Source organism: Enterovibrio nigricans DSM 22720, assembly GCF_900167155.1.
Lineage (GTDB): Bacteria > Pseudomonadota > Gammaproteobacteria > Enterobacterales > Vibrionaceae > Enterovibrio > Enterovibrio nigricans.
On the sequence record NZ_FUXU01000061.1, the window covers coordinates 1 to 26,982 of the forward strand.

At 44.6% G+C, this 26,982-nt stretch carries 19 protein-coding genes and 3 pseudogenes; 9 read left to right on the plus strand and 13 right to left on the minus strand.

Translation table 11 applies throughout. The features are described 5' to 3' along the window. Nucleotides 1-38: 38 nt before the first annotated feature. The 6 genes and pseudogenes from tssM to tssK all read right to left on the minus strand — a co-directional run. On the minus strand, nucleotides 39-2,546 hold the full coding sequence (gene tssM / locus B5D35_RS17285) for a type VI secretion system membrane subunit TssM (RefSeq protein ID WP_078753784.1): 2,508 nt from the start codon (nucleotides 2,544-2,546) through the stop codon (nucleotides 39-41). Between the two features lie 19 nt (nucleotides 2,547-2,565). Continuing rightward, nucleotides 2,566-3,978: a type VI secretion system protein TssA gene (gene tssA, locus B5D35_RS17290; RefSeq protein ID WP_078753785.1), complete on the minus strand. Its 1,413-nt coding sequence runs from the start codon at nucleotides 3,976-3,978 to the stop codon at nucleotides 2,566-2,568. 2 nt (nucleotides 3,979-3,980) lie between these two features. Beyond that, on the minus strand, nucleotides 3,981-4,658 hold the full coding sequence (vasI, locus tag B5D35_RS17295) for a type VI secretion system-associated protein VasI (protein WP_078753786.1): 678 nt from the start codon (nucleotides 4,656-4,658) through the stop codon (nucleotides 3,981-3,983). A gap of 3 nt (nucleotides 4,659-4,661) precedes the next feature. Beyond that, on the minus strand, nucleotides 4,662-6,212 hold the full coding sequence (locus B5D35_RS17300; RefSeq protein ID WP_078753787.1) for a sigma-54 interaction domain-containing protein: 1,551 nt from the start codon (nucleotides 6,210-6,212) through the stop codon (nucleotides 4,662-4,664). 80 nt (nucleotides 6,213-6,292) lie between these two features. Continuing rightward, nucleotides 6,293-7,084: a type IVB secretion system protein IcmH/DotU gene (icmH, locus tag B5D35_RS17305; RefSeq protein WP_101210297.1), complete on the minus strand. Its 792-nt coding sequence runs from the start codon at nucleotides 7,082-7,084 to the stop codon at nucleotides 6,293-6,295. Further along, nucleotides 7,085-7,738 (minus strand): annotated as a pseudogene (gene tssK, locus B5D35_RS17310) (type VI secretion system baseplate subunit TssK); the annotation flags it as partial. A 19-nt stretch (nucleotides 7,739-7,757) separates the two neighbouring features. Here tssK and B5D35_RS17315 point away from each other — a divergent pair. Further along, nucleotides 7,758-7,976, plus strand: a pseudogene (locus B5D35_RS17315) (transposase); the annotation flags it as partial. A gap of 682 nt (nucleotides 7,977-8,658) precedes the next feature. Here the strand turns inward: B5D35_RS17315 and B5D35_RS17320 are convergent. Further along, the gene (locus tag B5D35_RS17320) at nucleotides 8,659-9,435 is read right to left on the minus strand and encodes a phospholipase A (protein ID WP_078753789.1); all 777 of its coding nucleotides are present in this window, start codon (nucleotides 9,433-9,435) and stop codon (nucleotides 8,659-8,661) included. 319 nt (nucleotides 9,436-9,754) lie between these two features. On the opposite strand from B5D35_RS17320, the gene B5D35_RS17325 reads away from it, so the two are divergent. The 4 genes from B5D35_RS17325 to B5D35_RS17340 are packed head-to-tail and all read left to right on the plus strand — an operon-like array spanning nucleotide 9,755 to nucleotide 14,746. Then, a complete protein-coding gene (locus B5D35_RS17325; RefSeq protein ID WP_078753790.1) occupies nucleotides 9,755-10,522 on the plus strand; it encodes a class I SAM-dependent methyltransferase in 768 nt (255 codons plus the stop codon). Continuing rightward, nucleotides 10,519-12,075 carry a transporter substrate-binding domain-containing protein gene (locus B5D35_RS17330; RefSeq protein ID WP_078753791.1) on the plus strand — a complete coding sequence of 519 codons (1,557 nt, stop codon included), beginning with the start codon at nucleotides 10,519-10,521 and terminating at the stop codon, nucleotides 12,073-12,075. Before B5D35_RS17325 ends, B5D35_RS17330 begins: the two co-directional genes overlap by 4 nt. 5 nt (nucleotides 12,076-12,080) lie before the next feature. Further along, nucleotides 12,081-12,701, plus strand: coding sequence for a hypothetical protein (locus B5D35_RS17335; protein ID WP_078753792.1), 621 nt, complete (start codon nucleotides 12,081-12,083; stop codon nucleotides 12,699-12,701). Then, the gene (locus tag B5D35_RS17340; protein ID WP_078753793.1) at nucleotides 12,701-14,746 is read left to right on the plus strand and encodes a PDC sensor domain-containing protein; all 2,046 of its coding nucleotides are present in this window, start codon (nucleotides 12,701-12,703) and stop codon (nucleotides 14,744-14,746) included. The genes B5D35_RS17335 and B5D35_RS17340 overlap by 1 nt, the downstream gene beginning before the upstream one ends. A 121-nt stretch (nucleotides 14,747-14,867) precedes the next feature. Here the strand turns inward: B5D35_RS17340 and phnR are convergent, their stop codons facing one another. From phnR to B5D35_RS17370, 6 genes are all read right to left on the minus strand, one after another. Beyond that, nucleotides 14,868-15,572 carry a phosphonate utilization transcriptional regulator PhnR gene (gene phnR / locus B5D35_RS17345; protein ID WP_078753794.1) on the minus strand — a complete coding sequence of 235 codons (705 nt, stop codon included), beginning with the start codon at nucleotides 15,570-15,572 and terminating at the stop codon, nucleotides 14,868-14,870. A gap of 9 nt (nucleotides 15,573-15,581) precedes the next feature. Then, nucleotides 15,582-17,306: a putative 2-aminoethylphosphonate ABC transporter permease subunit gene (locus tag B5D35_RS17350; RefSeq protein ID WP_078753795.1), complete on the minus strand. Its 1,725-nt coding sequence runs from the start codon at nucleotides 17,304-17,306 to the stop codon at nucleotides 15,582-15,584. A 12-nt stretch (nucleotides 17,307-17,318) separates the two neighbouring features. Next, the gene (locus tag B5D35_RS17355) at nucleotides 17,319-18,443 is read right to left on the minus strand and encodes a putative 2-aminoethylphosphonate ABC transporter ATP-binding protein (protein WP_078753796.1); all 1,125 of its coding nucleotides are present in this window, start codon (nucleotides 18,441-18,443) and stop codon (nucleotides 17,319-17,321) included. Between the two features lie 280 nt (nucleotides 18,444-18,723). Further along, complete coding sequence (locus tag B5D35_RS17360; protein ID WP_078753797.1) at nucleotides 18,724-19,569, minus strand: GDSL-type esterase/lipase family protein; 846 nt, start codon at nucleotides 19,567-19,569, stop codon at nucleotides 18,724-18,726. Between the two features lie 131 nt (nucleotides 19,570-19,700). Further along, on the minus strand, nucleotides 19,701-21,200 hold the full coding sequence (locus B5D35_RS17365; protein ID WP_078753798.1) for a sodium:solute symporter family protein: 1,500 nt from the start codon (nucleotides 21,198-21,200) through the stop codon (nucleotides 19,701-19,703). Between the two features lie 528 nt (nucleotides 21,201-21,728). Then, nucleotides 21,729-22,739, minus strand: coding sequence for a putative 2-aminoethylphosphonate ABC transporter substrate-binding protein (locus B5D35_RS17370; RefSeq protein WP_212567552.1), 1,011 nt, complete (start codon nucleotides 22,737-22,739; stop codon nucleotides 21,729-21,731). A gap of 285 nt (nucleotides 22,740-23,024) precedes the next feature. Between B5D35_RS17370 and phnW the strand changes: the two genes are divergently transcribed. From phnW to B5D35_RS17390, 4 genes and pseudogenes are all read left to right on the plus strand, one after another. Beyond that, a complete protein-coding gene (gene phnW, locus B5D35_RS17375) occupies nucleotides 23,025-24,128 on the plus strand; it encodes a 2-aminoethylphosphonate--pyruvate transaminase (RefSeq protein ID WP_078753800.1) in 1,104 nt (367 codons plus the stop codon). Between the two features lie 14 nt (nucleotides 24,129-24,142). Next, on the plus strand, nucleotides 24,143-25,528 hold the full coding sequence (locus tag B5D35_RS17380; protein ID WP_078753803.1) for an aspartate aminotransferase family protein: 1,386 nt from the start codon (nucleotides 24,143-24,145) through the stop codon (nucleotides 25,526-25,528). A gap of 13 nt (nucleotides 25,529-25,541) precedes the next feature. Then, nucleotides 25,542-26,363 carry a phosphonoacetaldehyde hydrolase gene (gene phnX / locus B5D35_RS17385; protein ID WP_078753801.1) on the plus strand — a complete coding sequence of 274 codons (822 nt, stop codon included), beginning with the start codon at nucleotides 25,542-25,544 and terminating at the stop codon, nucleotides 26,361-26,363. A 383-nt stretch (nucleotides 26,364-26,746) separates the two neighbouring features. Further along, a pseudogene (locus tag B5D35_RS17390) lies at nucleotides 26,747-26,982 on the plus strand (IS4 family transposase); the annotation flags it as partial.

A 26,982-nucleotide genomic window follows, 5' to 3' on the forward strand; every position in this document is an offset into this window, starting at 1 on the left:
CTTACAGGACTGGGTATGCCTGAAACTCAGTATATTGCTTAAGAACCGAACAACTTTAGGCTGCCATGTCTTCCAACCGAATTAAGCAACAAAGCCAACAGGCGGTGTAAAGGCTGATGGTTACCCACCACACTCTCCAGCACCCAAACCGCGTCGTAAATATCTTCAAAATACCTGACATCTAGATTACTGATGGCTTTACGCCAACTGTTCGAGTAATCAGCAACATATTGGTTTCTGATTTTTTCTTGAAGCGCACGTCTATCTTGTTCGGAAAAGTCCGTACTTTTCGCCAGCCCCAGCACCCAAGTATCTACCAACGCCATATCTGTCAGCGTCTCCAGTTTAGGCATGAAAAACTGTTCAAAACCATCATGAGACAAGAATTTCGGTATATCTACACCTTCCCTGTTAGGATTTTTCAAGGAAAAAACAACGTCAAACACAGGGCCGATAGCCGAAGAGAGATTAATCGGGGAACCCAATACTAACGCTGCTTCTTTCTTAAGCCCCATATAAACACGATGCTCTAATGGAATGCTTAACAAGTACTGCTGTGTCGTTTTAACGAGATCATCGTAAGGCGCGAGCGTGCGTTTTGCTCTCGTGTTACCCGCTAAACGCTTCGCACTTAAGTCGGTTTTCACGAGTGCGTATTGCAAATGGTTCATCAGGCTATCTTGCGTCTCTCTCTCGCCTTCGTATTTTTCCTGCCACAATGTCGCAAAGTACGCTTTGACAACGTTATCATGACGACCCGAGCCATCCGTTAACATGCGGAACACCCTTAGGGCGGTAAGCGTTTTGTCGTCAATCCGGGCATCCGCAATATCAAATGCAAGCACACGCAGCAACGCAGGTAAGTAGCGCGTTTCAACCAAATCTTGATAGGTTTTATCCAGCTCTACGCTGATCTTATTTCCTTGATGAAGTCCAAATCCGGACAACAACACTTTCCTTTCCCCGCTCTCGTCCATCAAGGCCTGCGCTTCTCTAACGAGATTTAATTGCGCTAACAAGCCTTCTCCGGTGGTGGGATAACCCGATGCTTTCGTAACTCGGTCAAACTCCTGCACCTTGGCCAGAGCGATGGCCGAATGTTCTACATTAGACTCGTAATATTTGTGCCAGGAGCCAATGAGCAGCACAGAAAAAATCGAACAGGCAAAAACTGTGAACCCTAGCGAACGGCGATAGGCTTTTTGTGATGTATTACTGTCTAACGCAAGACCCGCCTCAGGGTAAAAAATGTCATTGAAAAGCCGCTTGGTGAAATACGTGGTCGAATTGTTTGCATTCTGCGCACTGTTAATCATCTGAGATAACTGATAGCGACGCGCCGCTGAATCAACAAAGGCATTAACAGGCACCCCTTGTTGATATACAGAGGTGAAATACAAACCGCGAAGGACAGGAGGCGTAGAAAACTGATCTGCACTAAATGTCGATTTTAAAAATTGAGCCAGTACATCTTGAAGCCCTGCCATCTGACGATAGAAGCTATAAATGGCGGTTCTTTGCTCGGCATCCACAGATTGAGTAAATGCAGTGGGCAGCAATCGTTCAAAATGCTGAACCATCGCTACATAGTTACTATCAAATTCTCCAAGCCACAAATTGTCTTTATCTTTGTCCTTAAATGAAAAGGTAAAACCGAGTGCTTCTTCGCGTTCTTTTTGTTTTAGTCCGCTAAAAAATGGCGCAAACCCGTAGAGCAAATCCAGCTTGGTCAACGAAACATATACAGGTGGACGATTTGACAGTGTGCTCATGAGTTCGTTAAGGCGAGTGCGAAGAATCGCCGCATGCGCTTTTCGCTCACTCACACTGGCACTGGCTAATTTGGCAATATCGACAGTCACAACAATACCGTTTAACGGTCTGCGATTACGGGTTTTGTTTAACCAGTTCAAGAAATGCGTCCAGAGCCTCTGCTCCATTTCTCCATGACCATCTGCATCGGTGATCCGCTGAGTAATGAGTTCACCCGCGGGGTCTATCAGCACAGAGTCCTCACCGACCCACCAATCAAACGAGAATGGATTCTTACTTTTGGTTTCTTGGCTCGCACGTAATGCGGAGGAAAACGCAAAGTCTTGACCTGAACGATTAATTAAACTGGTTTTACCGGCGTTCTCTTCCCCTAGCAAAAGGTACCAAGGCAGCGCGTAGAGGTGATCTTTTTTCCCCAAACTGTCTTTGAGTGATTTAACAATACGATTGAGTTCTATGTCCTGTTGCTCTTCAAAGCGCTTTATCGGATCTTCTTGCAGTTCAACCTCTCTTTTTGCCCTGTCTTGATAGACAGAAAGCTTCCGCCACTGGTTAATTCCCCAAATACCTAGCCATAAAAGAATGACAATTGCACTCGCCGTTGCTCGGGCCCAAATTGAGCTCAACGGCTGCGTATCACGAATCGTTAGCCAAGGACCAGCCCACCAAATCGCAACGTTTAACAAGATAAGCACTAACACCATCAGAACAGGCAATGACGATCTGATTGACGGTAACATGGCGGCAAAAAGTATTTTTAGCTTACTGAACATAGTAATCGTTCCCTGACCTCTATCTTGCGTCGGTAATGGTTTCTAGGTGTTTGATAAGAGAAGGTTCCCAATCGATCAGTGACATCGAGGAAATCTGACGTAGCAAGGTTCCGTATTCTTGCTCGGCCATCGCCGATAGTTGATGGTGCTCCATAAGATCTGCTGACAATAATCGCCAGTAGAAGCGATCTCTGGGCTCCTCTGCTTTTGACAGGCCGCTATTTAACATCGTAAGTGCATCTGATAACCCTTTTTCTTCTGCCAGAGAAAAGGCTTCTTTTCGTTTGCTGTCCCAGCTTGTTTCGCCACTTGCGCTCAGTGGATTTTTATCGCCTTCTCGCAGCCATTGCTGGGTCGCCTCCGAAATGAAAGGCATCCCCCCTTTAAACTTGAGATCAAACAATGCTGGCATTCGAAGCACAAATGCTTTTACTTCAAATGCAATCGCATTAGCGGCTTCTGAAAGTCCAAGTTTCATGGCTATGCGGTAGCTTAAGTAGTGGCCGTCTATCCAGTAAGGCGATACTGTTAAACTTTGCTCCACTTTTCGCCAAAGGGAATGGTCAGCTTTCAGATTCAACAAATCTTCGTATTCTGAAATGCGCTCGGCAGAAACCGGCATCAACGGCGTTTCAAAATCAGCATCATGTTCAGGCGGCGAACTGATTGAAAACCAGATGGCAAAGCGTCTTAACCGTAAAGAGGTTGAACGTCCGCCTTCCATCTCATTCATAAAATCCGCCACCTTGAGCAAGGTGAGTTTTGTTGCTCTCTCTGAACTGCTATCAAACGACAACACACTGTCATTCGATATGCTCTTTTCATCTGTTTTTTGCGTCGACCCTTCACTTTTTTCTGTCCCATCAGATGCAGAGGTGATTGGATTTGCTTTCACTCGCTTATTGATGATCGCCGCAATGGAGCCAATAGCATCTGTGGTTAAATGATGCGCGTTCGCAACTGACGTAAGCGCGTCAAGTGCACTCTTGAGCTCATCGAATTGCGTTTCACTCATTCGTGAAACATCCAAATTTTCCACGCTATTTTCTGTTCTTTGAAGCATTTGAGTAAAAAAACGCTTCCTTACAGGCTCCCCTTTCGGGCCGGGCATAGGAAGACAGGTTTGCCAAAAGGCATTGATAAAATCAGTCAGCAAGCAGATTGAAAGCACAAACCGGTCGATGCTGGCTTTGTGTTGTAGACAACGCAGTAAATGTGCCAAAAGTTTTATGTCTTTGGACTTGGTTTCTAGCAGAGCTATTGCGTGATTTTCTGCCTCATCCCACTTCACATCACTGTGAGAGAGCGACCCGATTTTCATCATCTGCGCTTCGACAAAATCTAACGCTGAATCGTCTTCAATCTTGTCGCCGACAGGGTTATCAGGAGCGATTGGCGCAATAAGTCGTTTCCGGTAAAGTTCCTTTTCCACGTCTACCACCCGCACATTTTTCTAAGGGGCTTAACCGCCTCTGCAATGTTACTGATGTCAAAACGTACATCACCGACGATTGCGGAATTAGAACGCAATGAAACTGACGATTGCGATAGCATCGACTTCATCAACGCAATGGCAGGCATTCCTCGCCCAGCACTCAGTACATACCCTGAGTCATCCGTCATCCAGGCTCTTGTGTCTTTCGTTTTCGCATAAGTCGTGATTGGCACTCGCCCTGAATCAACTACGTTGGGGAGAATCAACTCAACACGGCTAATGTCATCAATACAACTGAACATTAAAATGGCTGGCTCCTGTTCGGATTTCACCATTGCCGAACTTGTCACCCACGCGCCGGGCATCGATTCCGTCTTGCCTGAAACGTTAACAATAAAGCCGGTTTGTCGTGCTTCTCTGCGCTTTTCACTTTCGCTGGCTTTGACCCACAATGCTGGCTTTGTAGGCTTGTTGATGGATGAAAGCTCATGAGACATGGGCGTACCAAATACCTTGTCAAAACAGGCCAGTCGCTCTAATCGAGATGATACCTCCGTACAGGCCATTGCCGAAGATAGTTGCTTGTCAGAAGAGGCTTTCGACAACGCAGGGTTAGCTTGAAACAATGCCACAGCAACAGCTACCTTCACTACCGCACTAACACGAAGTCTGACCATGCCTTAATCTATCTCCATCTTCAGGCACTTGTGCGCAAGCGTTCTTTTTGGCAAACCCAAGCTCTCTGCAGCTTTTGAGCGATCACCGCCAAAACTTGTCAGCCGCGAACGGATAACGTTAATTTCAAAGTTCTGAACGGCGGCCTTCAAGTTATCGATATTCGAAATGTCGACGCCCAAATAATTATCAGGTACGGATTCATCATTACTTGCGGTAAACGGTACTCGCTGTTCGAAGATGCGTTCACTGATGCTACAAGGACTGATTTCGGTGCTGTTACCTGACAAAGTGCACGCATACTCAATCAAATTCTTTAGCTCTCTCACGTTACCCGGAAACGGATGACGGCTAAGTAAATCAAGGGCGGTATAACTGATACGTTCGACGTTCACATGCTGATTTTCACGGTAACTTTCGATAAATTTTTTACACAGCTGAGGAATGTCTTCGCGTCGTTCTCTTAACGCAGGCACATGGATAGGAAACTGATTCAGGCGGTAATATAAATCTCGGCGAAATTCACCACATTCAGTCTTCTTTTCCAATTGGACATGTGTTGCTGACACTAACCTAAAATCCACTTCGATTTCTTTTGAACCACCAACGGGACGATAGACCTTTGTCTCTAAAACACGCAGAAGTTTCGCTTGAAGGCTTATTGGCATATCGCCAATTTCATCGAGAAAAAGGGTTCCGCCATCAGATTCAGCAAGGAGTCCCGACTTTGCCCTTTCCGCGCCCGAAAACGCGCCTTTGACGTGACCAAATAGCTCACTTTCTAAGAGATTTTCTGGAATTGCAGCACAGTTGATAGCAATGAACGGCTTTCCTTTTCGGACAGACAACTCGTGTACTGCTTTAGCGACCAGTTCTTTCCCCGTTCCGGTTTCACCACAAATCATCACATTGAGGGAAGACTGCGCAGACTTGACCACTTTATCGCGCATGTCTGACATTATCTTACTTGCGCCAATAAGCACTTTTTTTAGCTCAAACGCCTGCTCACGCTTATGCTCATTTTCGCGGATCTCGGCAATGGAAGACACCAAAGCACTTTTTTGCCATGTATCTTTGCCTAGCTGTGTAATCATCGCGTACTGATTGCTATAGATCTGAGCAATGTGCTTCCAATGTTCACACGCCAGTACTTCACTCAAGCTGTTATAGGTTCCAGTCATCACCGCAATGGCTCGAATAACCCCGTCAGCCCCCATAAATGGCGCTATCAATACGCTATCTTTCGTGGTGCGATATGCTGTCAGTGTTTTGAAAACCTCGTTCCCCATCCAATAATTCAATTTTTCGGGGTCGAGCAACATCGTTGATGCAGACTGCAATACATGAGAAAACGGGTGGCTGAAATCATCCACTTTCCAAGAGAGAGACTGCCCATCGGTGTGAGTGCGTAGCTCTCTTCCTTGCGAACAAGGGTATAGCACCCAGCAATTGGATATACCATCAAGAGAATCTCCAAATTCGCAAAACGTGTTGGAGAGATCATCTACATCTCTTAAAGTGGTCATTTTTGCAGCAAAAGATATCCACTTATCCATTTCTTTCTCCATGTTCAGTCGTGCAAATCAATTTCAGAGATCGCTCGTTAGTCGCAAGCTATTTTTTGTTTAGCGGTTTACTACAACAGCACGCCGAGTTGTTGTAATACACTGTCAATATTCTTATCGATCGACATTTGATAGAAACCGTAAATAACAAAAAGCATGATAGAAAAACCAATAACAACACCAAGTGGCGTCAATCGATTATTCACTTTGTAATTCTTAATCATCACATTATCGGTAGCAGGCTGACAGCCAGAATGCGTGTCTTCATCTTTTTCAGAAAGTAATTCATGCAATTCTATCAATACTTTCCTGTGCTCATCTTTTCCCTTATCCATGACTTTATATCGGCCTTCAAAACCGAGCGTCATACAAATAAAAATGAATTCTAATAACTGACGATATCGTTCTGGTTCGCCCTTTAACCTTGTTAGTATGGAGAAGACTTTCTCTCCTCCCCATGTTTCATTGTGAAAATGCGTAAGCAGCGAATTTTCAGCCCAATAACTGTCTGCACCCCAAGGCGTGCTCATCACCGCCTCATCAACGACAGTGCATAAAATGTAGCGATAAGCCAAAATAATGGCGTGGTCATATTGATTTTCTGCCAGTTCAACCTCGATATTCTTTATTTCCTCAACGGCTTGGTTATAAAGTTCTTCAATATTGTGGCAAAGCATCAGCTTTCGAATGCGCAGACTTAATCCAATGAGTGGTGTTGCTGCACAAATCAGCCGATTAGACTCGCCACATCGAAGTTTGAACCAATAGTCTTGGTCGGCATCGATGTTTGATACTTCGTCGAAAAGTAAGTCATCCAAGTGATGACGTTGCTTAGTTTTTTCTTGATAGATGTCCTGCACCATCTAGCTCCTAATCGCCCAAAACTGAAGTTCAACATCCGGAATATGCCCTGCAACGTGGAACGCAAAACCACTGCCGTTGATTAGCATGCTCCAGGCTTGGCTGGATTTATCCAATTGGTAATAGATGTAGCCCGCATGATATGGCAGTTGCCGCGGTGCAATTGGTAGCGGCGACAACGGTACGCCAGGAAGTTGCAGGGAAATGAGTTCGCGAATTTTTTCGACGGATGCCACTTTGGTCTGTTGAGTGAACAGTTTTCGTAGTTCGTCCTGAGGCAATTTTGCCCGTACAGCAACAATAAACTCTGCGTCTTCCAGTAATCCGGGATCGTGAATTGGCGCAACCATCAATCCGTACTTTCTTTGATGGAGCTGAATAGAAACCGCTTTTGGTTCCAACACGATGCTTAATGACTGCCTCAATTTCATCAGTAGTTCGTTAAGCGCCTCTGTCGGCATGTCGTGTCGATATGCTTTAAAGTCTGGAGCCAAACGGCTTTCATCGGTAAATGTTGAAAGCTCACCACAGATAGCACTAAGTTCCGCATATAGACGCTCAGGATGCAGCGTTGGCAGTTTGGACAGATGTTGAAGGGCTTTGTTGCTTAAATCGATGGAACTAAATCTAGAAGCTACGATCTGATCGGCTACACCCATCAATCGTCGTAGTCTCATGTCTAAACCTCGTTACAAAACAACTAACTGGAAGCAGTACAACAAAGCCTTAATCAACCGTGGTTCTCTGACCTTTTGGATTGATGAGGAAACGATAGCTGAGTGGAAACAAAACAAACAAGGCAAGCGTGGTAGACCTCGCCGATTCAGCGACTTAGCCATTACTACCGCAATCAATGTGATTACATCGATACCCAGTGATGAAGTGGAAGTTTTCGAATATATTTCTACAACTTGGCTTATGCCAAAATTAAGTTCTAGAACAAATGACTCCGAGTGAAAGCTAATTATCTGAATAGAATACAAAAAGATAGCGAAACCTAAAGATATATAGCTTCTTTTCGAAATCTTGAACGCTAACAGGGCATTAATTAAACCAAAAGTCACAATGGAGATTATCAGCCAAGGATATTGACCCCAAACATGAGTAACCTTAGGAAGAACGTAACCCAGTAGATAGACAGCATTTACCATCATGAAGGCAACGGTAAGCTTGCTAAACAAATTATGGCTTTGAAACATAACCCTTCCTTGGTCAAGAGATAACATCTTGCTCACCCGCTGCCAGAATGGAGCCGTTTCGTGCTAGCGTAGCGTACAGCACAAAGCTATCGCAGTGTAAGTAATCGGATGAAGAAATTTGCCCGTTTAGTCCAAAATCCGGACGCCCGACTAGTCCGCTTACAATAGTGCAAATTTATCATACCAATGTTAAATATCAGCATGTTAACTTGCACACCTGTTGTTTAGGATGTGGAAAACGGGCGTCCCGAACTAAAAAAGTGCAATTTTTAGTCTATTCACTTTGCAGACTGTTTACACGGCCATTTCGATCGTAGATTTACAGGAAATCACGATGAGAAAAGTCTGCGTTTCAGAGCAGGAATTTTCACCTCACACTAAAAACTAAACGCGAACCCTACCCCATACGCGGTTTCATCAAAGTTATAGTTTGAAATGGTTAATCCGTATCCCGTTTCAGCTTTCATATAGCCTCGCAAGCCTTGGTATAGTGGGAAATTCCACGACAGGCGATAGAAGCCGTAATTCCAATCTTTCGTGAACATGTTTGCCAGTTGAAGCTTAATTTCGTGGGAGTTGTAAGGCAGCCACCCCAGTTCGACTTCACCATACCCCAAATAATCCGAAATATTAGGGTTGTAATTGACGGCACCGACACGAACCCATGGCTTAAGCCTTACATAGCCCTGTTCGAAATCACGTTGTATATCGAGGTATACCCTGTCCCAGCTCACTTCTACCTTGCCACCCGCGCCATTAGATTGGTGCTCAAAGCCGAGCGAAAATTGCCATGGGTCGAATTGCAAGCGGTAGAATATTTCAGGGTTATATTGATCGTCACGGAAGTAAGCCGAACTGTCATACGCTTCCCAGTTAGAGCGCTGGGTATAGGCGACATAAAGTCCATCTTCATCAAACGATAAAAGTTTGTACTTTACGCTCAGTTGAAATTGAATAAAGGTGTCTTTGACTGCGTGTCCATTTGGGTTCAAAGGCGCAAAACGCGCTTGGTTGACATAGGACTCTTTATAAAAAGGGAGGAAGTAATTGTCTTTATGGGCGGAGAATTTGCTCTCTTCGGCCAGCGCTGGAGACGTAAAAATAGCGCCTGAAAGTAATGCTGCCAAACCTGGCAATGTCCAAGCTCTGATCATGTTTATCTGCCTTCTCACATCGTATTAATCGCCTGCTCTATGCACCCTGCAGCGAGGCAAGCTGTTCCATCAGTAAGGATTATAGGTGCCCTCCTTTGCGCCTGTGTCTCAGTAATTCAATTACGAGATAGTCCTTTTATTGGGACTTTTTGACCGTCTATCTGCCTAATTCAAGATAAATCACTTTTGTTTTTCACAAATGCATCAAATTCTTCGTCATGAACAGGTATTTGTCTCAACTCATGGCCTTTTTCTAACCCTAAAAAACATACACTCAGTTTGATAACAATATTTATAGACCTAATGAAGGAAGCTACCTGTGAGAGATCCACAAACAAAGTTAATCGCTCAATCGTACGATAATTACTATGAGATTGGTTTATACAAATCTCGTTACCCTTGCGCGAATCCTCGAATCCTTTCTCTCATTCTGTCTCTCGTCAAAAACGATACCTACCCTATCCTTGATTTTGGCTGTGGTCGTGGGCGATACCTTGAACCGCTTTTACAACAAACCGACGCCAATGTGCTGGGCTTTGATATCAGTAAAGTGGCACTTAAGCAGGCTTCATCACTTTTGCCTTTATATCCAGAACGCCTGACATTGTTCAATAAACATGACGATCTACACCATCATATTGTGGAAAAAGGAGCGCCCAGTCTTACGCTGCTTTTGTTCGGCGTCATCGCGCATGTCAAAGGCAAACAACAACGCGTAGCTCTCTTGCAGTGGCTAAATCGAAACATGCAAAAGAACGGCACCATTGTTGTATCTGTTCCGAATAGACACCGACGCTTTTTCCGCCACCAATTCAATAAAAATTCTTCGACATCAGATATTCAATACGAAAGGAATTACTTGGGTAAGTCTATCCCACTGTTTTATCACCTATTCTCCGTGGAAGAGTTGAAAATGCATCTCACGTCTTCGGGGTTCGAAGTCGACAGAGTCATTGCTGAAAGCATGCTTCCAGAAAGTTGGGTGAACCGTTCGCCACGCCTTGCAAAACTTGACCAGCTGCTTTGCAATTTGCTTCCTGCATCTTTGGGGTATGGCCTCCTCGCGATTGCAAGGAGAATTGAGTGAAACATTTAGCATTGCCATTGTTTTGCTTTCTCGCGGTTTTCTCTACAAACGTTTTTGCTCTAGATTTACTGAGCACGATAAGGCTTAAAGGCACACTGGTTGTCGGCGTGAAAGTAGATTACCCACCTTGGGGCCACTTGAACACCGACGGTGAAAATAGTGGGTTTGAAATCGACCTGGCCAAGGCCGTTGCAAAAAGCCTAAAGGTTGATATCGTATTTAAAGCCGTCTCAACGGCGAATCGCTTCCAAAAACTCAATGATGGCCAAGTCGATATGCTGATTGCTACGGTTGGCGATACCATCGAACGGCGCAAACAAGTTAATATGGTATTACCCCATTACTTTCGAAGCGGGGTAACGGCCATCTCTCGAAAATCCTATGGCATCGAAGGTTGGGAGGATTTGATTGGTCAACCTGTCTGTCTAACATCCGGAGCCTATTTCAACGAACACCTGATAAAAAACTACCGGATAGACCCTGTCATCCTAAGCAACAATCGTGATTTAAAAATTGCACTTCTTACTAATAAATGCAAAGCATGGGCATACGACAGCGGCATATTGTTTACCCTGAGCAACCAACCAGCATGGCATGATTACGAAATTGCACTTGAAACTATTATACCGATCCACTGGTCATTCGTGACGAGAAATGATGCACAGTCCAAATCTTTGGATACCTGGCTTTCGCAGTTTTTATCCAGCCGGATCCGGGACGGATTTATTAAGAATTTGGCCACTAGCTGGAAACTGCCTGAGCAGGACTATCTGACACAGCAACAAATCAATTGGAATCAAATTGATTCAAGCTCCCGCCCTCTATGCAACATCAAAGACCGAAAAGAGAGAGGCTACGTCTTTTGCTTTGATGCAGTATTAAACCTATCTAAAACTGATAGCATTAAAACACCAATCATCGATCATTTTGATATAAAGATGATCGCGAAATCATTACTCCATACCACTCTCTTTACCGCGATTGTCATCATCTCAGCAATGTCGTTGTCATTGGTTTTGGGGCTATTGACGCTAAAAACACCCAATTGGATAGGCGCTTTCGTCCTATCCCTGACTAATATACAAAGTTCTGTACCCCCCATTCTCATGCTTTATTTCATTTATTTTGGCGTATTGGCAAGCTTTCAGAATTATGCCCAGTCTTGGTACGCCAGTGGTACAACTATTGCTTGGCTTGTTCTTTCTCTGTATACCGCGTCGGGCATCAATAACCTGATCACAGTGAACCGCCATGATAGCATCCCGCTCGTACAGCGGTATGCTAAATATCGACTGGGAGTAACAAGCAATTTGGTCAACCTTGCAAAAGCGGCAGGTATGGCGAGTATAATTGCCTCTCCGAATGCCGTACTTATCTTTAATTCGGTTTCTTCAAACTCTGAGCATCCCATTTTGTTGATGAGCGTACTCGCTATCTTCTACTACGTTGAGATACTTGTTTTTGCGTATTTTATCAAACATTGCCTGTCCAAGATTCATGGCAAGGAAAAACACAAGGAAAACAAAACACCTTTAAGCGATCAGGAGGTTTGATAAGCATGTTTGAATTTAGTGTGATTTTCAGTTTTGTTTCCGCGTTCCTCATTAACTTATTCATTTCCATCAGCGCGATGGTGGTGGGTTTTCCTCTTGGGCACCTGTTGTGCAAAGCGATTTCTGCCGACGTATCGTCAGTAAAATACATCGCTCTGGGATTTCGCTCCTTGATAGGCAACATCCCTAGCTTTGTGATGCTTTATTACTTTACGATCATTATTCCGGCAAACGGTTCTATCTTTGGATTGGCATACACATTACCTCCAACTTTCAATGCTGTTTTAGCCCTATCATTACCAGTGATTGGATACAGCTGCGATCTTGCCTTGCAAAAGCGTAAAGGAGGAGCAAACCTGTCTTTTCGTGCTCTCAATCAATTTTTTCTGATCATTTTGATGGCTTCAACAACGGCATCAGCGATTGAAGTAACGGAGATATTGGCGACAGCGAATGCGTATATCGCTTCTACGGGTGATTCAAGCGTAATGCTCAATGTCTATTTACTCGTTGCCGTAATTTTCACGCTGACTGGTTTACTTTTCAGCGCATTGATTTTCTTTGTTGAAAAACGTTTTGGTCATGAAGTTTCTACGAAAACACCCTTTCAGGGGGAGCATATCTGATGAAAACAATCTCTCGATTGGATAAGCTTCATGGACAAAACCTGATTTGGTTTTCCTCTCTGATTTGGCTACTTTTTTGTGTTGCAGCGTTCATAAAATTCAGTTGGCAGGAAGAAGTAGACACAAAAATACGTCGCTATATTGTAAGCGAAACGATGGATGCATCCCGCCTCGTCAACAGTAACCTCAACAAGTTGACGGAGAGCGTAAACACCATATCTAAACTGGCAACTCACAGCAGAGGAGATCACAAACACTTAAAACAAATGATTAAAAACACTGTAATCAACACGCCAGGTGTTGTTCATGGCGGCGTGATTTTCACCAATACTGACTCCGCTGAAACGCAGATTATCTATGAAAATGGAAGCAAACAGAAATCAGAAATCAGCCTTGATAGAGTCCGTATTCCTATCGACCGAATAACTCAAGCACAATGGCTACCACCCTATTTTGATCCAGTTGCAAAAGCATGGTTTTCAAAATATGTATTTCCGTTCACCAACATACAACCGTCCGAAGGGGAGACCGATAACCAAGGTATCGTTTATCTGGATTTCTCACTTGAAAGCTTGAGTCAGCAAATGTTGAATTTCAAATTAGGTGCAAAGGGCTTCGCCTTTCTGATTTCAAATACAGGTCAAATCCTCGCATATCCCAAAAACTCGGCATTAGGGCTCGATATTTCGTTTTTTGAAGCCGATGAAGAGCCACTTTTGTCGACGATCGCCTCACAGCTTCATTTAGGAACATTGGGGAGTTTCAAACACCCAGTAACAGAGAGAGAACATTGGATTGTATTGGAAGACATTGATCATTTAAACGCAAAGCTGGGGCTTGTCATTGAAGCTGATGAATTAAGGCACAGCCTTTCACCCTCCTACGAATACTGGGACATCATCTGGTTTATCGTGTTGGCCGGTATTATTTCTTTGTTGGCTTCGCTGAATTTCCCTAAAGACAATAAAGCCAAAACCCGCCGCCTTTTCACCGCACTGTCTTTATGCCTGTTTTCATACTTACTCTTGCTATGGTTTCAGGCGCTAGCGCCAAAACTATTAAGTAAGGGGGAAACACTATTGGTTGATCATGATAGTGCATCGCTAGCGGTGATAGAGAAAACACAACATCAAGAAATCTTCAACAAAAAGCAAAGTATGCCAATCAAACTGACCATTCAGACCCTGACTCTGGAGGATGCAGATCAAGTCAATATCATAGGTAAGGTGGTCACGGAAGACACAGGAGACACAGGAGACACAGGAGAAAAAATACCACCATTGATCATAAACAATGCGTCTGAATGCCGATGGACGTTAATCAGCAGCTTACCTAACCGCTTGTTGCTTTGGCAATTCGTCGCGGTTGTCAAACAACCTTTTGATTACGGCTCGTTTCCTTTTGATCGTGAGGTGATTGAGCTTTCTATGGTTCCCTCACCGAGCCTAAATAAGGAATTCTTGATACCGTCATTTTCTTCCTACGCATCTATGCGTTCGGAATCACTGCCCGGTATCGCCATGGCTGAACCTAAATTCGGAAACTGGAAAATTCTACAAAGCTACTTCAGTTATCTGAATGAAACTGTGACAGAAGATGACACGCTAACAAATCTGAAGTACAACATTGTGATTCAGAGGAATATCACTGGGCCTCTTATTTCTCACATCATGCCACTTTTGGTTATTAGTTTCTTAACCTACTTCATGCTGTTGCTTTGGACCAAGGATGAAAAGCAACAAGCACTGTGGGGATTCAGCACAGCAACCGTTCTACAGTATTGCGCTTCTTTGTTCTTCATTTTGGTGATCGCACATGTCGCGCTGAGAGAGGAGCTAAATGCACAAGGTGTTATTTTCATCGAGTATTTTTACTTCCTCGTCTATTTTCAAATCATCTTCACTGCCATCGGTGCTCTGGCTTTCACCACAGAATTAAAAATACCAGTCCTTGAGAACGAACAGGGCTTAAAAATCAAACAATGGTATTGGCCGATCCTTTTGTTTTTATCGCTCGCCATTACATATGTCTTTATCGATCACTGATTGAAAAAATGAAGGCGTAGAATAAAACAAAGGATAAAGCCGAGGAAGGATAGAATAGAGAAAAAAAGATAAGAAGAAGCGATTGGAGGCAAGCGCACACCAATCGTTTCTTTTTTCAACGTTAGCGCGTCAGATTTGCCACGGATTCAATACTGATCGCGTCATGCCGCCAATGTTCAATATCACAATCGATCAACTCGCCTGCTTGATTGTAGTTGATACGCTCAACCACCATCGCTGGTGTGCCGGACGTTGCTCGCAACGCCTGAGCCTGCGCCCCAATTAGCGAACTCGTGCTAATGCGGTAACGAATAGACTGATACACCATGCCGTAGTGCTCGCGATAAATATCGGTCAACGAATTGGCAAGATCATAGCTCAAAAGCTTCGGAAAGACGTCAGCGCGAATGTAGTTGGTCACATAAACCACCGGACGGTCATCCAGGTATCTGACGCGATTGACCTGAAATACCTCCGAAAACGGTTGTAATTCAAGTAGGCTTGCCGCCTGCTTATTCGCCAGAATGCTCTTCGCATTCACAAGCTCGGTTTTAGGCTGACGGCCTTGATTCAACGCCATATTGGTGAAATTCAGCGTTTGCGTCGGGTCATAACGCAGCGGCGCTGGGGAGATAAACCAACCACGGCGATCTTCACGGTAAATTCGCCCTTCGGATTCCAGCAATGACAAGGCTTCCCGCAATGTCACACGGGTCGTATCAAATGTTTCTGCAAGCTTTCTTTCCGCAGGCAATTTTTGGCGCGGAGACAACATCCCCGCGTCAATTTGTTCGACAATTGCATCTTTAATTTTTACGTATTGCACATGGTGTCCTTATCGTTTTCGCCATGCTTGTGTTCGGTTTTCCAACCATTTGGCCACGGGCCATTGAACAAGCTTGGCGCACACCGCTGAGAGCATAATCATCACAGCCATGGCCGCTGCTGCACCTGTTTGTCCTGCATCATCCATATTAAGAACAGAAACGGATGCGGGAATAGTATCGGTGGAATACAAGAATACTACCGCAGAAGTCGTAGTGAGCGCATTAACAAACAAGTACATACCGATATCAAATAGCGCTGGCATACACACAGGAAGCGTCACTTTATAAAAAAATTTGAACTGGGGCATTTTCACAGATGCGGCGGTTGCTTCAATTTCCGCTGGGAGTTGCTTGAGAGCCGCCAGCGATGTCATGTGGCCCACGGTGTAGTAATGAATCACAGTGCTGATAACAAGTAACGCCATGGTGCCGTAAAGCGGATTTAAAACATTATTGGCATCATTGAAATAGAAAATATATCCCAGCCCCAACACCATACCCGGTACCGCCATCGGGATGATGCTTACCATTTGCAAAGCTTGACGAATGGACGTGAAGCCTCTGCCTTTTTCTATCGCATACGCAGCAATAAAAATTACCGAGGTGCCAACAATAGCTGTCCAAACCGCCATTTCGAGAGAATTAAAAAACGGACTCCACCCATAAGTACTGATTTCAGTAAAGTTGTAATTATTCAATGTCAGCGTTTGGTTCCACGGCCAGAAGGTCACGAGTGAACCGTATACCGCCATGCCTAAAACAACCAGCACCATGATAGAGATGAAACTGCAGTAAATGAAACACAGGGTATCACGCGCTGTATTTGGCGCAGGTTCATACACCACAGAGCGCGTATCGATCAGGCTCTTCTGCTTTTTCTTCACCCAACGATCTGCGGTAAAAGCAAGAATGGCAGGAAACAGTAAGAGGATTGATGTAACTGCACCCATGGCAAAATTCTGCTGACCGACAACTTGTTTGAAGATGTCGGTCGCCAACACGTTGTCACTCCCGCCGATTACCTTAGCCACGCCAAAGTCGGTGATCACCAACGTGAAAATCACGATAAGCGTACTGTTCAAGCCATACTTTGCACTGGGCAGTGTCACGATAAAAAACGTTTTCAGCGATGACGTTTTCAGTGCTTTCGCTGCTTCATATAGGCGGGCATCAGAAGTACGCATTGCGGTACTTAAAATCATCAACGCATGGGGAAACGTCCAGAAGATAAGTCCCAGCGAGATCCCCGTCAGACCGTACACGGATTCGCCGCCAATCAACGCCTTGGCGACCCCTTGATTACCGAACAGGAAAATGAGGCTGATTGCTGGCAACAACGAAGGAGCCAATATCGGCGCTGTCCCCAACGCTTTAAACGCCCCCTTAAAGGGCATGCAAGAACGCGTCAGCGCATACGCATATCCAAACGCTGCCACCGTAACAATTGACGTGACGGTGATACCTAGCGTCATAGTATTTGATAGTGAGGTCCACACACTGCCAGAAGAAAGATAGTCGACAAAATTAGCGAGCCCAACAAACTCCCCATCTGTATTCTGTACACTTTTTTGTAGCATGCTCCACAATGGGAACAGCAAAAACAACGCGAACAGTGTGATTACTACAAAGAGGATTGAGATCAGTACCAGATTGTCTTTACTGACCCGATGAAAAAGTGACGTTGGCTTGCTTGGTAACACCAGTGCGTTCATCGTCATTGTTTTAGCTTCCATGTAATTTACTCGTTACGCCGCGTTAGACAGGGCTTTGTCGCAAGGTTTGTAGCAAGGTTCAGCGGCGTAAGCACGAAGACCCTTCTCAGCCAGTTGTATATAACGTACTTCCCCTCGTTTCAGTCCTAATTGCATCGCCTCCTCTACCGACACATCGACCATGATCAGTTTGGATTTATTGTCATGCAGTAGTCGGCAATCCACGCGATAAAACGCACCGAGAAATTCAGTGGCAACAATCTTTACGGGAAAGGTGTTTTTAGGAGAGTCCACAAAACGCATTTGTTCAGGACGAACCGCAAGATCACACGCATCCCCGCGTGCTAAGGCATGATTATCCACCATCGGCTTTGCGATTAATGATTCAGCGATACGCACCTGCGCGTCACTCGCCACCGACATTGGGATAAAATTCGTGGTACCGACAAAATTCGCCACAAAGCGCGTGGCGGGTTGTTGATAGATTTCCTGTGGCGTGCCCACTTGCTCGATCACACCGTGATTCATCACAACAATACGATCCGCCATAGAGAGCGCTTCATCCTGATCGTGGGTCACCATGATCGTGGTAATGCCGAGCTTGCGTTGCAAGCGGCAAATCTCTTCACGAAGATGAACACGTACTTTTGCATCAAGTGCCGATAAAGGCTCATCCAACAAGAGTAAACCCGGTGATAACGCAAGCGCACGTGCCAGTGCGACGCGCTGCTGTTGGCCACCAGAGAGCTGGTTAGGAAATTTCTCACCAGATGTCGGCAAACCAATGGTCTCCAACCACTCTTCTACTTTCTTGTAAGCGGATTTTTTCGGTGTACCTTGGTTAATCATCCCAAGTGCAATGTTTTCTTTAACGGTCAGGTTGGGAAACAGCGCGTAAGATTGAAATACAATGCCGAAATCGCGCTTTTCTGGAGGAAGAAATGTCGTTTCTTTATCACCTTGGTAAATGGCACCAGAAGTTGGTAAATCAAGGCCAGCAATAGCACGAAGCAATGTGGTTTTACCGCAGCCAGAAGGGCCGAGGAAGCATACAAACTCACCTTTTTCGATGCTAAGTGAAATCTGCTTTAACGCTGTGAAAGCACCGAATTGCTTAGCGACGTTATCGATCTGAAGGTAAGGTTGGCGATTAGTCATATACACACTCCTAATGGTATATACCAGAATATAGAAGGGCAATATTTCATCGACATGACAACTCTGTAGTAGTTTGATGACACAGGTTGAATTTTGGGTCTTATCGGTTTCTATCAACACAGCTATTCGGGTGAAGCTTTGACGCTTTTATTGATAACCTTCTAGTAGATGCTCGCTATCCGCAGTCGGACAGCATTACGAGACAAACAAAAAAAGGAACCCTCCATGACATCGGTTCCTTTTATCCAACACGAGAAATTGCGTGTTACATGTCTATTTATTACAGACAGTCAGCTATTTTAATTTCACACTGCATAATCGGCTCAATAAGCATTTTCCATTCTTTATAAGCGCATAAATTTGGATGTAACCCATCAACAGAGTAGTCACTTGGTAAACGGCCCTGAGGACATAAAGCCTCGTTAACATTTAGGAACGTTACATTTTTTCTTACACACAATACAGATAACTTAGCATTTAGCTCAGCGACAAGTGGATTCAAATGAGATAATCTATTGCCGACAAACAAAGTGGATTGAACAAAAGTTTCGATATTATTACGTGTTAACACATCAATAATCTCATCAAACCTTCCACAGATTTCGCTGACCGAACACCCCATCGCCAAGTCATTAATTCCGCCCATAAGAAACACTTTGTTTGGGCTAAGACTGACGATTGTCTCTACTCTTCTCAGCATGCCTTTGGTTGTGTCCCCGGCAATACCTCGGTTTTTCAATTTAATGTTCGGGAGCATTTCTACCCATGGCCCCCACTCCGTTATGGAGTCACCAAACATGGCGATATCTGCGTTATCAACAAATTCGCGATGACATTGAACCGCTTGTGTATATCGACTGAAAAAACTCGCAGTTTGAGTGATGTTTAATTTCTCACACAAACGAAATACCACATCCTCTTCTTCATCACATTCGTTCGAAGATAGGATCTCATACTCTTTAGTCGCTTGATTAAGAAGCAACGTTTCGTTGGCATTGATGTTTTGACATTTTAATTTCTTAACAAGCTCGCTAACCATTTCATGCATTGAATTCGGCCTGACAACGTCATACATCGTCACGAAGTCAATCTTTCGACCATTCTCCGGCACTTCAAATAAACACATACCAAACTTTCTCGTTACTAATGATTGGGTTTTACAATCGAAAGACAAATAGATTTATTATCTAAAATCATGAAATTTGAACACGTTAACGTCACCCCAGATGAAACAGGGGTGACGTTACGTTGCCTTTACTAGTTATCGCCGTATACGGTCAGGAAATCTGTGTTTTCTTTCTTGTTCTCAGTATTCGCCGTAAACAATGGAGCGGTTAAATACCCCACTACAACAACAGTCATCGTCCCAACAACGCCGTAGAAGAAGAAATTCAGATCCGTGTATGCACGGATACCCAGAACCGCAATCACGCTTGCCACAACACCCAACAAGGCACTGTTCGCATTTGCACGACGTACGAATATACCCAGTGTAAACAAGCCCGTCATTGGGCCACCCATGAGACCTAGTAAGCTATTGAATGCATCCCATATTTCACTTTCTTTTGAATAAATGAGATAGGTAGACGCTATTACACCCAATGTCCCTGCAATAATCGTGATTGCGCGACCCGTTTTTAGTTTCTGTTCAGATGTGGCATTTTTCGCGATCTTTTCGTAAATATCGGATGTAAAACATGCTGAGATACTGTTCAGACTACTTGAGATACTCGATTGCGAGGCTGCAAAAATCGCCGCGATGATGACACCGGCTAAGCCCGCAGGCATTTGAGAAATAACATAGAATGGCAAAATACCGCCAGTATTGAATCCTTCAGGTAATAGGCTCGGATTCTGTTGGTAGTAAACATACAGCGCTGACCCGATAGCAAAGAAAAAGATTGGCACAAACAAGCCAAATTTAGCGGCTGTAATCAATGCTTTCTTGGTTTCTTCAATATTGTCAGTGACGATATATCGCTGTACTACATCCTGGCTCGCCGTATATTGCTGCAAAGAAGCGAAAAAAAAACCAATCATCAATACAGGAACTGTCGAATCACTCCAACTCCAAGAGAATCTTTCACTTGGGAAGAATTTATTGTCACTCGCTGACAAACTGAAAACTTCACCAATCCCACCATCGACGTTAAAACAGACGATGATAAAGATAAGTATGGCAGCGCCTGATAGCATGATCCCCTGAATAACATCCGTCCAGATCACGCCTTCAATACCTCCCATGAAGGTGTATATGATGCAGAGTACGCCAATCAGAAAAACGATCATTAGTGGGTCAATGTCAATGAAAGGAAGTAGTGCAAGTGCCGTTAAATACGTGATAATTGCAATTCGACCTATATGGAAGAGCATAAAAGACACACTACCAAACAACCGCATTTTTACGTCAAATCGTCTTTCTAAGTATTCGTATACAGAGGTTAAATTCAGTTTTCTGAAAAATGGAATGTAAAAATAGAAAACAAGAGGAAAAATCGCCAGCGTTATGTATTGACCAAACAAAAATGTCCAATCACTTGTATATGCTTTTGCAGGAATCGACATAAAAGTGATCGAGCTTAGCGTGGTGGCAAACATACTCACACCCGCAGCCCAACCCGGTATCCTTCCACCTGCTTTAAAATAATCATCAGCCGTTTTTTGTCTTCTAGCAAAATAAAGACCGACAAGCATTATCATGCCTAAATAAATGAGCAATGCAGCGTAGTTAACCACGCCAAAAGATGTAGTTTCCATGGTAAGTTCTCTTTCATTATTAATATATTATTGCGTAAAATCGGTACAATCACATGAGATAATTTGCACGCGAAACCCTCATTCATAAATAACTTACCGTTTTAAAAACGACGTAATTACCCAAAGCGAAAAATTAACACTTATAACATTTATAAACAGAGCAAAGTTTAAGATGTACAGATAAGTTGACTTATCACTGTTCGATAGATTTCTCTCTAAAGCGTGAATACAAAAATGCGCCCTTCCCGATGGCGGAGTCAAACTTCCACACCAGACCATTAAATGAAGTTATACTTCATAATGTATCACTGTGACGGAGTTTCATATCGGTTTTGTACAGAAAAGAGACTTACATCTAAATTTGGTTATGTTTTGTGCATAACGTGGTTCGGGAAAAGAAAGAGACAGAGAAAGAGAAGCGGGCAACAAGTAACTACGGGTTTGGATTAATGATTACAGATCGTGATATCAAGTAGAGAGAGGCGTTTCCGCCTCTCTCCTCGCCAAAATTTATCAATCGAATGTATTTTATGACTGAGGCTCAGACTTAGCATCATATCTATCAGACCATACAGCCAGAATATTGGTTCTTTCTTTGCCCATCTTGGTGAAGTCCATCTTTGCCATCGCTTTTTCAACATCTGGGTAGTTTGATACCTTGGCACTCACGTCTCTATGACCCACAACAGGGTAAGCTTGCACGTACAATTCGTTTGCCGCTTTCGACACCGCCCAATCCACAACGCGTTGACTTGCCTCACTAGGTTTTACCAAACCAACGGCATCAACATCCCAGCCAATGCCCTGCGGTACGATGATATCAAGCGGTGCACCTTGGTTTTTTAGTTTGGCAGCCCTTGTCGCCATTGAAATACCGATCACCACCTCGCCCATGGCAGCCTGAACACAAGGCTTGGAACCCGAATGCGTGTAATGCGCAATATTGTTGTTTAGTTTGTCCATGTAAGACCACGCGCCCGCTTCACCAAAACTGCTGATCCAACCAGAAACTTGCATATACCCTGTACCGGAAGAGGCTGGGTTTGGCATCGCAATGTGGCCTTGATAGACCGGATTGGTTAGGTCTTCCCATGACGTCGGCTTAGGCAGATTCAGTTGTTTACCGACAATGTCGTTGTAACAAATCGCATTGAAAACAGCTAAGTTTCCAAACCACGCCTGATCCTGTTCACCATCAACGAGTTGCTCGCGCAACAGTTCAACACCTATGGGTGAATAAGGCTTGATAACCCCTTCTTCTTTCAACAAAGCCAATGATGAGCCCGCCAACCCCCAAACAACTTCTGCGCGAGGGTTTGATTTTTCAGCGAGCAACTTGGCCGTCATGATTCCTGTGGAATCTCGCACCCAGTTAATGTTGATGTCTGGGTTATCCTTTTCAAACGCCGTTTTGAATTTGGCAAGCAGATCTGTTTCGAATGCGGTGTACACCGTGACTTCCTGCGCAGCGAAAGCCTGAGCGGACATGAGTGTAAAAAGTGCAGTTACCGACGCTTTCATCATCTGTGTCTTCATAATTTTCCTCTCCCTAAAAATCGCCAACTTTCTCGACGTCAATGCTATTTCACATTCTTTGGTGTGTACCAATTCGTGAAATACCCTAATTTCTATAGATGACGTTTATGTGACCGAAATTTGGCATTTTGAAGAAATAAACCGGACATTATCTGCTCATGGGATTGGTTTATCTGCGGATATGAAAGTTTTGTGAAATTGATTCTGACCCTATTTACCCCGTCAAACACCCGCTGATAGAGTAATTGCGTATTTTGGTATATTCCAGATTGAAGGATGAATACGTAAATGAAAAATGAATACCTGCTACTCACCCCGGGCCCGCTGTCTACAACAGAAACGGTTCGTACCGCCATGCTGAAAGATTGGTGTACGTGGGACGACGATTACAACAAAGACATTGTCGAGGTTATTCGTACTAAATTGGTGAAGCTCGCGACGGCTTATCAGGGTTACACCAGTGTACTCATGCAAGGCAGTGGCACCGCATCGGTAGAAGCAACCATTGGCAGCGCAATCAGTAAAAACGGCAAGCTGCTAGTCGTCGACAACGGAGCCTACGGTGCGCGCATCGCCGAGATTGCTGATTACCTGAATATTCCGTGTGCGGTAATTTCGCCAGGAGAGACCGCGCAACCTCAGCTCAGCGACATCGAGAATGCACTGCTAAGTGACACCGCAATCACCCACGTTGCTATCGTGCATTGTGAAACCACAACCGGCATGCTGAACCCGATTGAAGCGGTCGCATCACTGGCTAAAAAACACGATAAAGTGGTTATTCTTGATGCGATGTCGAGCTTTGGTGGTATCCCAATGGATATCGGAGAACTGGGTATCGACTTTATGATCAGCTCTGCCAATAAGTGTATTCAAGGTGTACCAGGCTTTGGTTTTGTTATTGCAAAACAGAGTGAACTTGAAAAATGTAAAGGTCAGGCACGATCTTTGAGTTTGGACCTGCATGACCAATGGCATTGCATGGAAACCAACCACGGCAAGTGGCGCTTCACCTCTCCAACGCATACCGTTCGCGCTTTCTATCAAGCGTTACTTGAGCTTGAACAAGAAGGTGGTATTGACGCGCGTCACCAGCGTTACCAAACTAATCAGAAAACACTGGTCGCAGGTTTAAAAAGCCTTGGCTTTACGCCATTGCTGGATGAAAACCTCCATTCTCCCATCATTACGTCTTTCTATTCACCAACCCACAGCGATTACCAGTTTAAAGCCTTTTACGATCGCCTAAAGGAACAAGGGTTCGTGATTTATCCGGGCAAAGTGTCCAATGCGGATTGTTTCCGAATCGGCAACATTGGTGATGTCCATCCAAGGGACATAGAGCGTTTGATCGGTGCCATTCAACACGCTATGTACTGGGACGTAAAGTAAACATGAAGCCCGTGATGACTGACACAGAACACGCCCCTCACCTGCGAAGCGAAGGCGACATCAACACGACGCAAGCTCGCCAGCAATGGCACGCGTCTATCTCAGACAGTCGCGCCCAATCATTGCTTGAACGCGACAGCAAAGTCTTTCTGCATCAAGCCATGTCAACGCCATGCTTGGACGCATTAGACGCGGCTGAAGGTATTTATATTACCGACTGTACTGGCAAGCGATACATAGACTTTCATGGCAATAACGTTCACCAGTTAGGTTACGGGCACCCTCATGTTGTAAAGCGGGTAAGTGAACAACTGGCGATATTGCCCTTCTCACCTCGACGCTTTACCAACCCAATTGCCATCGCCTGTGCTGAAAAGCTCACAGAGATATGTGGCGGTGACCTCAACCGCGTCTTGTTTGCGCCCGGCGGCACATCCGTCGTCGGTATGGCGTTAAAGTTAGCGCGTCACGTGACAGGTAATTTTAAAGTCGTGTCGCTTTGGGATTCCTTTCATGGCGCGTCACTTGATGCCATTTCTGTCGGCGGCGAAGCCTGTTTTCGACAAGGCATGGGGCCGTTAATGGCAGGCGTTGAACGCATTCCCCCACCCATTACTTATCGCGGCGCTTTTCCATCAAGCGATGGCAGCGATGTGCATTACGCAGACTATCTCGAATATGTCATCGAAAAAGAAGGCGGCATTGGAGCCTTCATTGCGGAAGCAGTACGCAACACCGATGTTCAAGTGCCGAGCAAAGCTTATTGGAAACGCATCAGAGAAATCTGCGACAAGCACAACGTACTGCTAATCATCGATGACATTCCAAATGGCATGGGCCGAAGCGGTGAATGGTTTACCCACCAAGCCTACGGCATTGAGCCCGATATTCTCTGCATTGGAAAAGGACTCGGCGGTGGCATCATGCCTATTGCCGCTATGATCACCAAAGACGAATACAACACAGCCGCTGACGTTTCTTTAGGTCACTACACCCATGAAAAAAGCCCACTAGGGTGCGCGGCAGCTCTCGGCACCATTGAGGCCATAGAAAAGGAAGACCTCCTTGCCAAAGTAAAAACAGACAGTGCATTTGTCCGTGAACAATTGGAAAGGATGAAAGCCACCTACCCCATTATTGGCGATGTTCGTGGAATAGGGCTTCTTTGGGGGGTTGAACTCGTTAACGACCGGATGACAAAAACACGAGCATTTGAAGAAGCAGAAGCCGTGCTTTATGAATGCTTAAACCAAGGGCTGAGTTTCAAGGTTTCTCAGGGAAATGTCATTCAACTTAGTCCACCACTCATTATTTCACGCGAAGAGCTTCGTCGCGCCCTTGATATTTTTGAAGGTGCTATCGATAAAGTTTGCCACGAATTCCAGTATCTGGATCTTTAGTAGGAACAAAAACATGTCTAACACTACATCTTCCATTCAAGCGGTTATTTTCGATTGGGCAGGTACCATTGTCGATTTTGGTTCTTTCGCCCCGACCAGTATTTTTGTCGAAGCATTCAAGCAAGGTTTCGACTTCGATCTTTCGTTAGAGGAAGCCCGCGGCCCAATGGGTATTGGTAAATGGGAGCATATTCAAGCGGTCGGTCGCATGCCTGACATCGATAGACGCTGGAACGAAAAATTCGGTCGTTCCATGACAAACGATGATATCGACACCATCTACGCCGCCTTTATGCCATTGCAAAAAGCCAAAGTTGTGGATCATGCAGAGCCGATCCTCAATGCTGTTGAGGTGGTCAATAACCTAAAAGCCAAGGGCATCAAAATTGGGTCATGCTCCGGTTATCCACGCCAAGTGATGGATGTGCTAATTCCTGTCGCCGCTGACTATGGCTATAAACCTGATTACATTGTCGCAACCGACGACTTACCACAAGGCGGCCGCCCTGCACCGTTTATGGCATTAAAAAACGTGATCGAATTGGGTGTCACCAATGTGGGGACATGTGTAAAAGTGGATGACTCAGCTCCCGGCATTGAAGAAGGTCATAATGCAGGCATGTGGACGGTTGGCTTATTGCTTTCCGGTAACGAAGCAGGTTTGACGTTTGAAGAGTATCAGGCGGCTGACGAAGCCACATTAGACGCAGCACGCGAGAAAGCACATGCGAAACTGATCAAATGTGCGCCTCACTATCTGGTTGATACTATCGCTGACTTACCCGACGTGATGAGCGATATTGAGCGTCGTATCTGTGACGGTGAACGCCCTTAAACAGTCGAGCAAATAGTTAAAGAGGTTGTTATGACGTAGCAACCTCTAATTACACATTCGATCATACAAATGGGCGAATTGAAAAATAGCCATTAAATAGTCACAAAGAAAGAAGCCCCCATATATATTAAAACCCTACTTGGCTTTTAATCATCAACATCCAATATTTCAAAATAAAACAGCGTAGATAATGAAACCCTACTCTGTATAACGTCAAATTCACACTTACCCTCATCAATTTTGACAGACCATTTATACAGATAACGCATCAACCTAGCGAATCCCCTCAAAATTCCTTTTCTAAACAATGAGAAAGACGCGCACCGACCCTTTTGATCTAATGAATTTCGCCAAAAACCACATTCCACCAAAAGGGATGAACGATGCGCGATATTCAAATTCTACAAGATACTCTACAAAATCAGTGTCCCACTATTCATAAAAAACGGCTTCACTCTCTGATACTTGCGACGCAATCCTCACTCGATGGGGCGGACCTTACGCTCACTAAACTTGGCCGCTCTCTGAACGTCATTACCACCGCTAAACATGCCATCAAGCGTGTCGACCGTTTGCTTGGCAATACGCAATTGCATCGTGAAAAAGACGATATCTATAA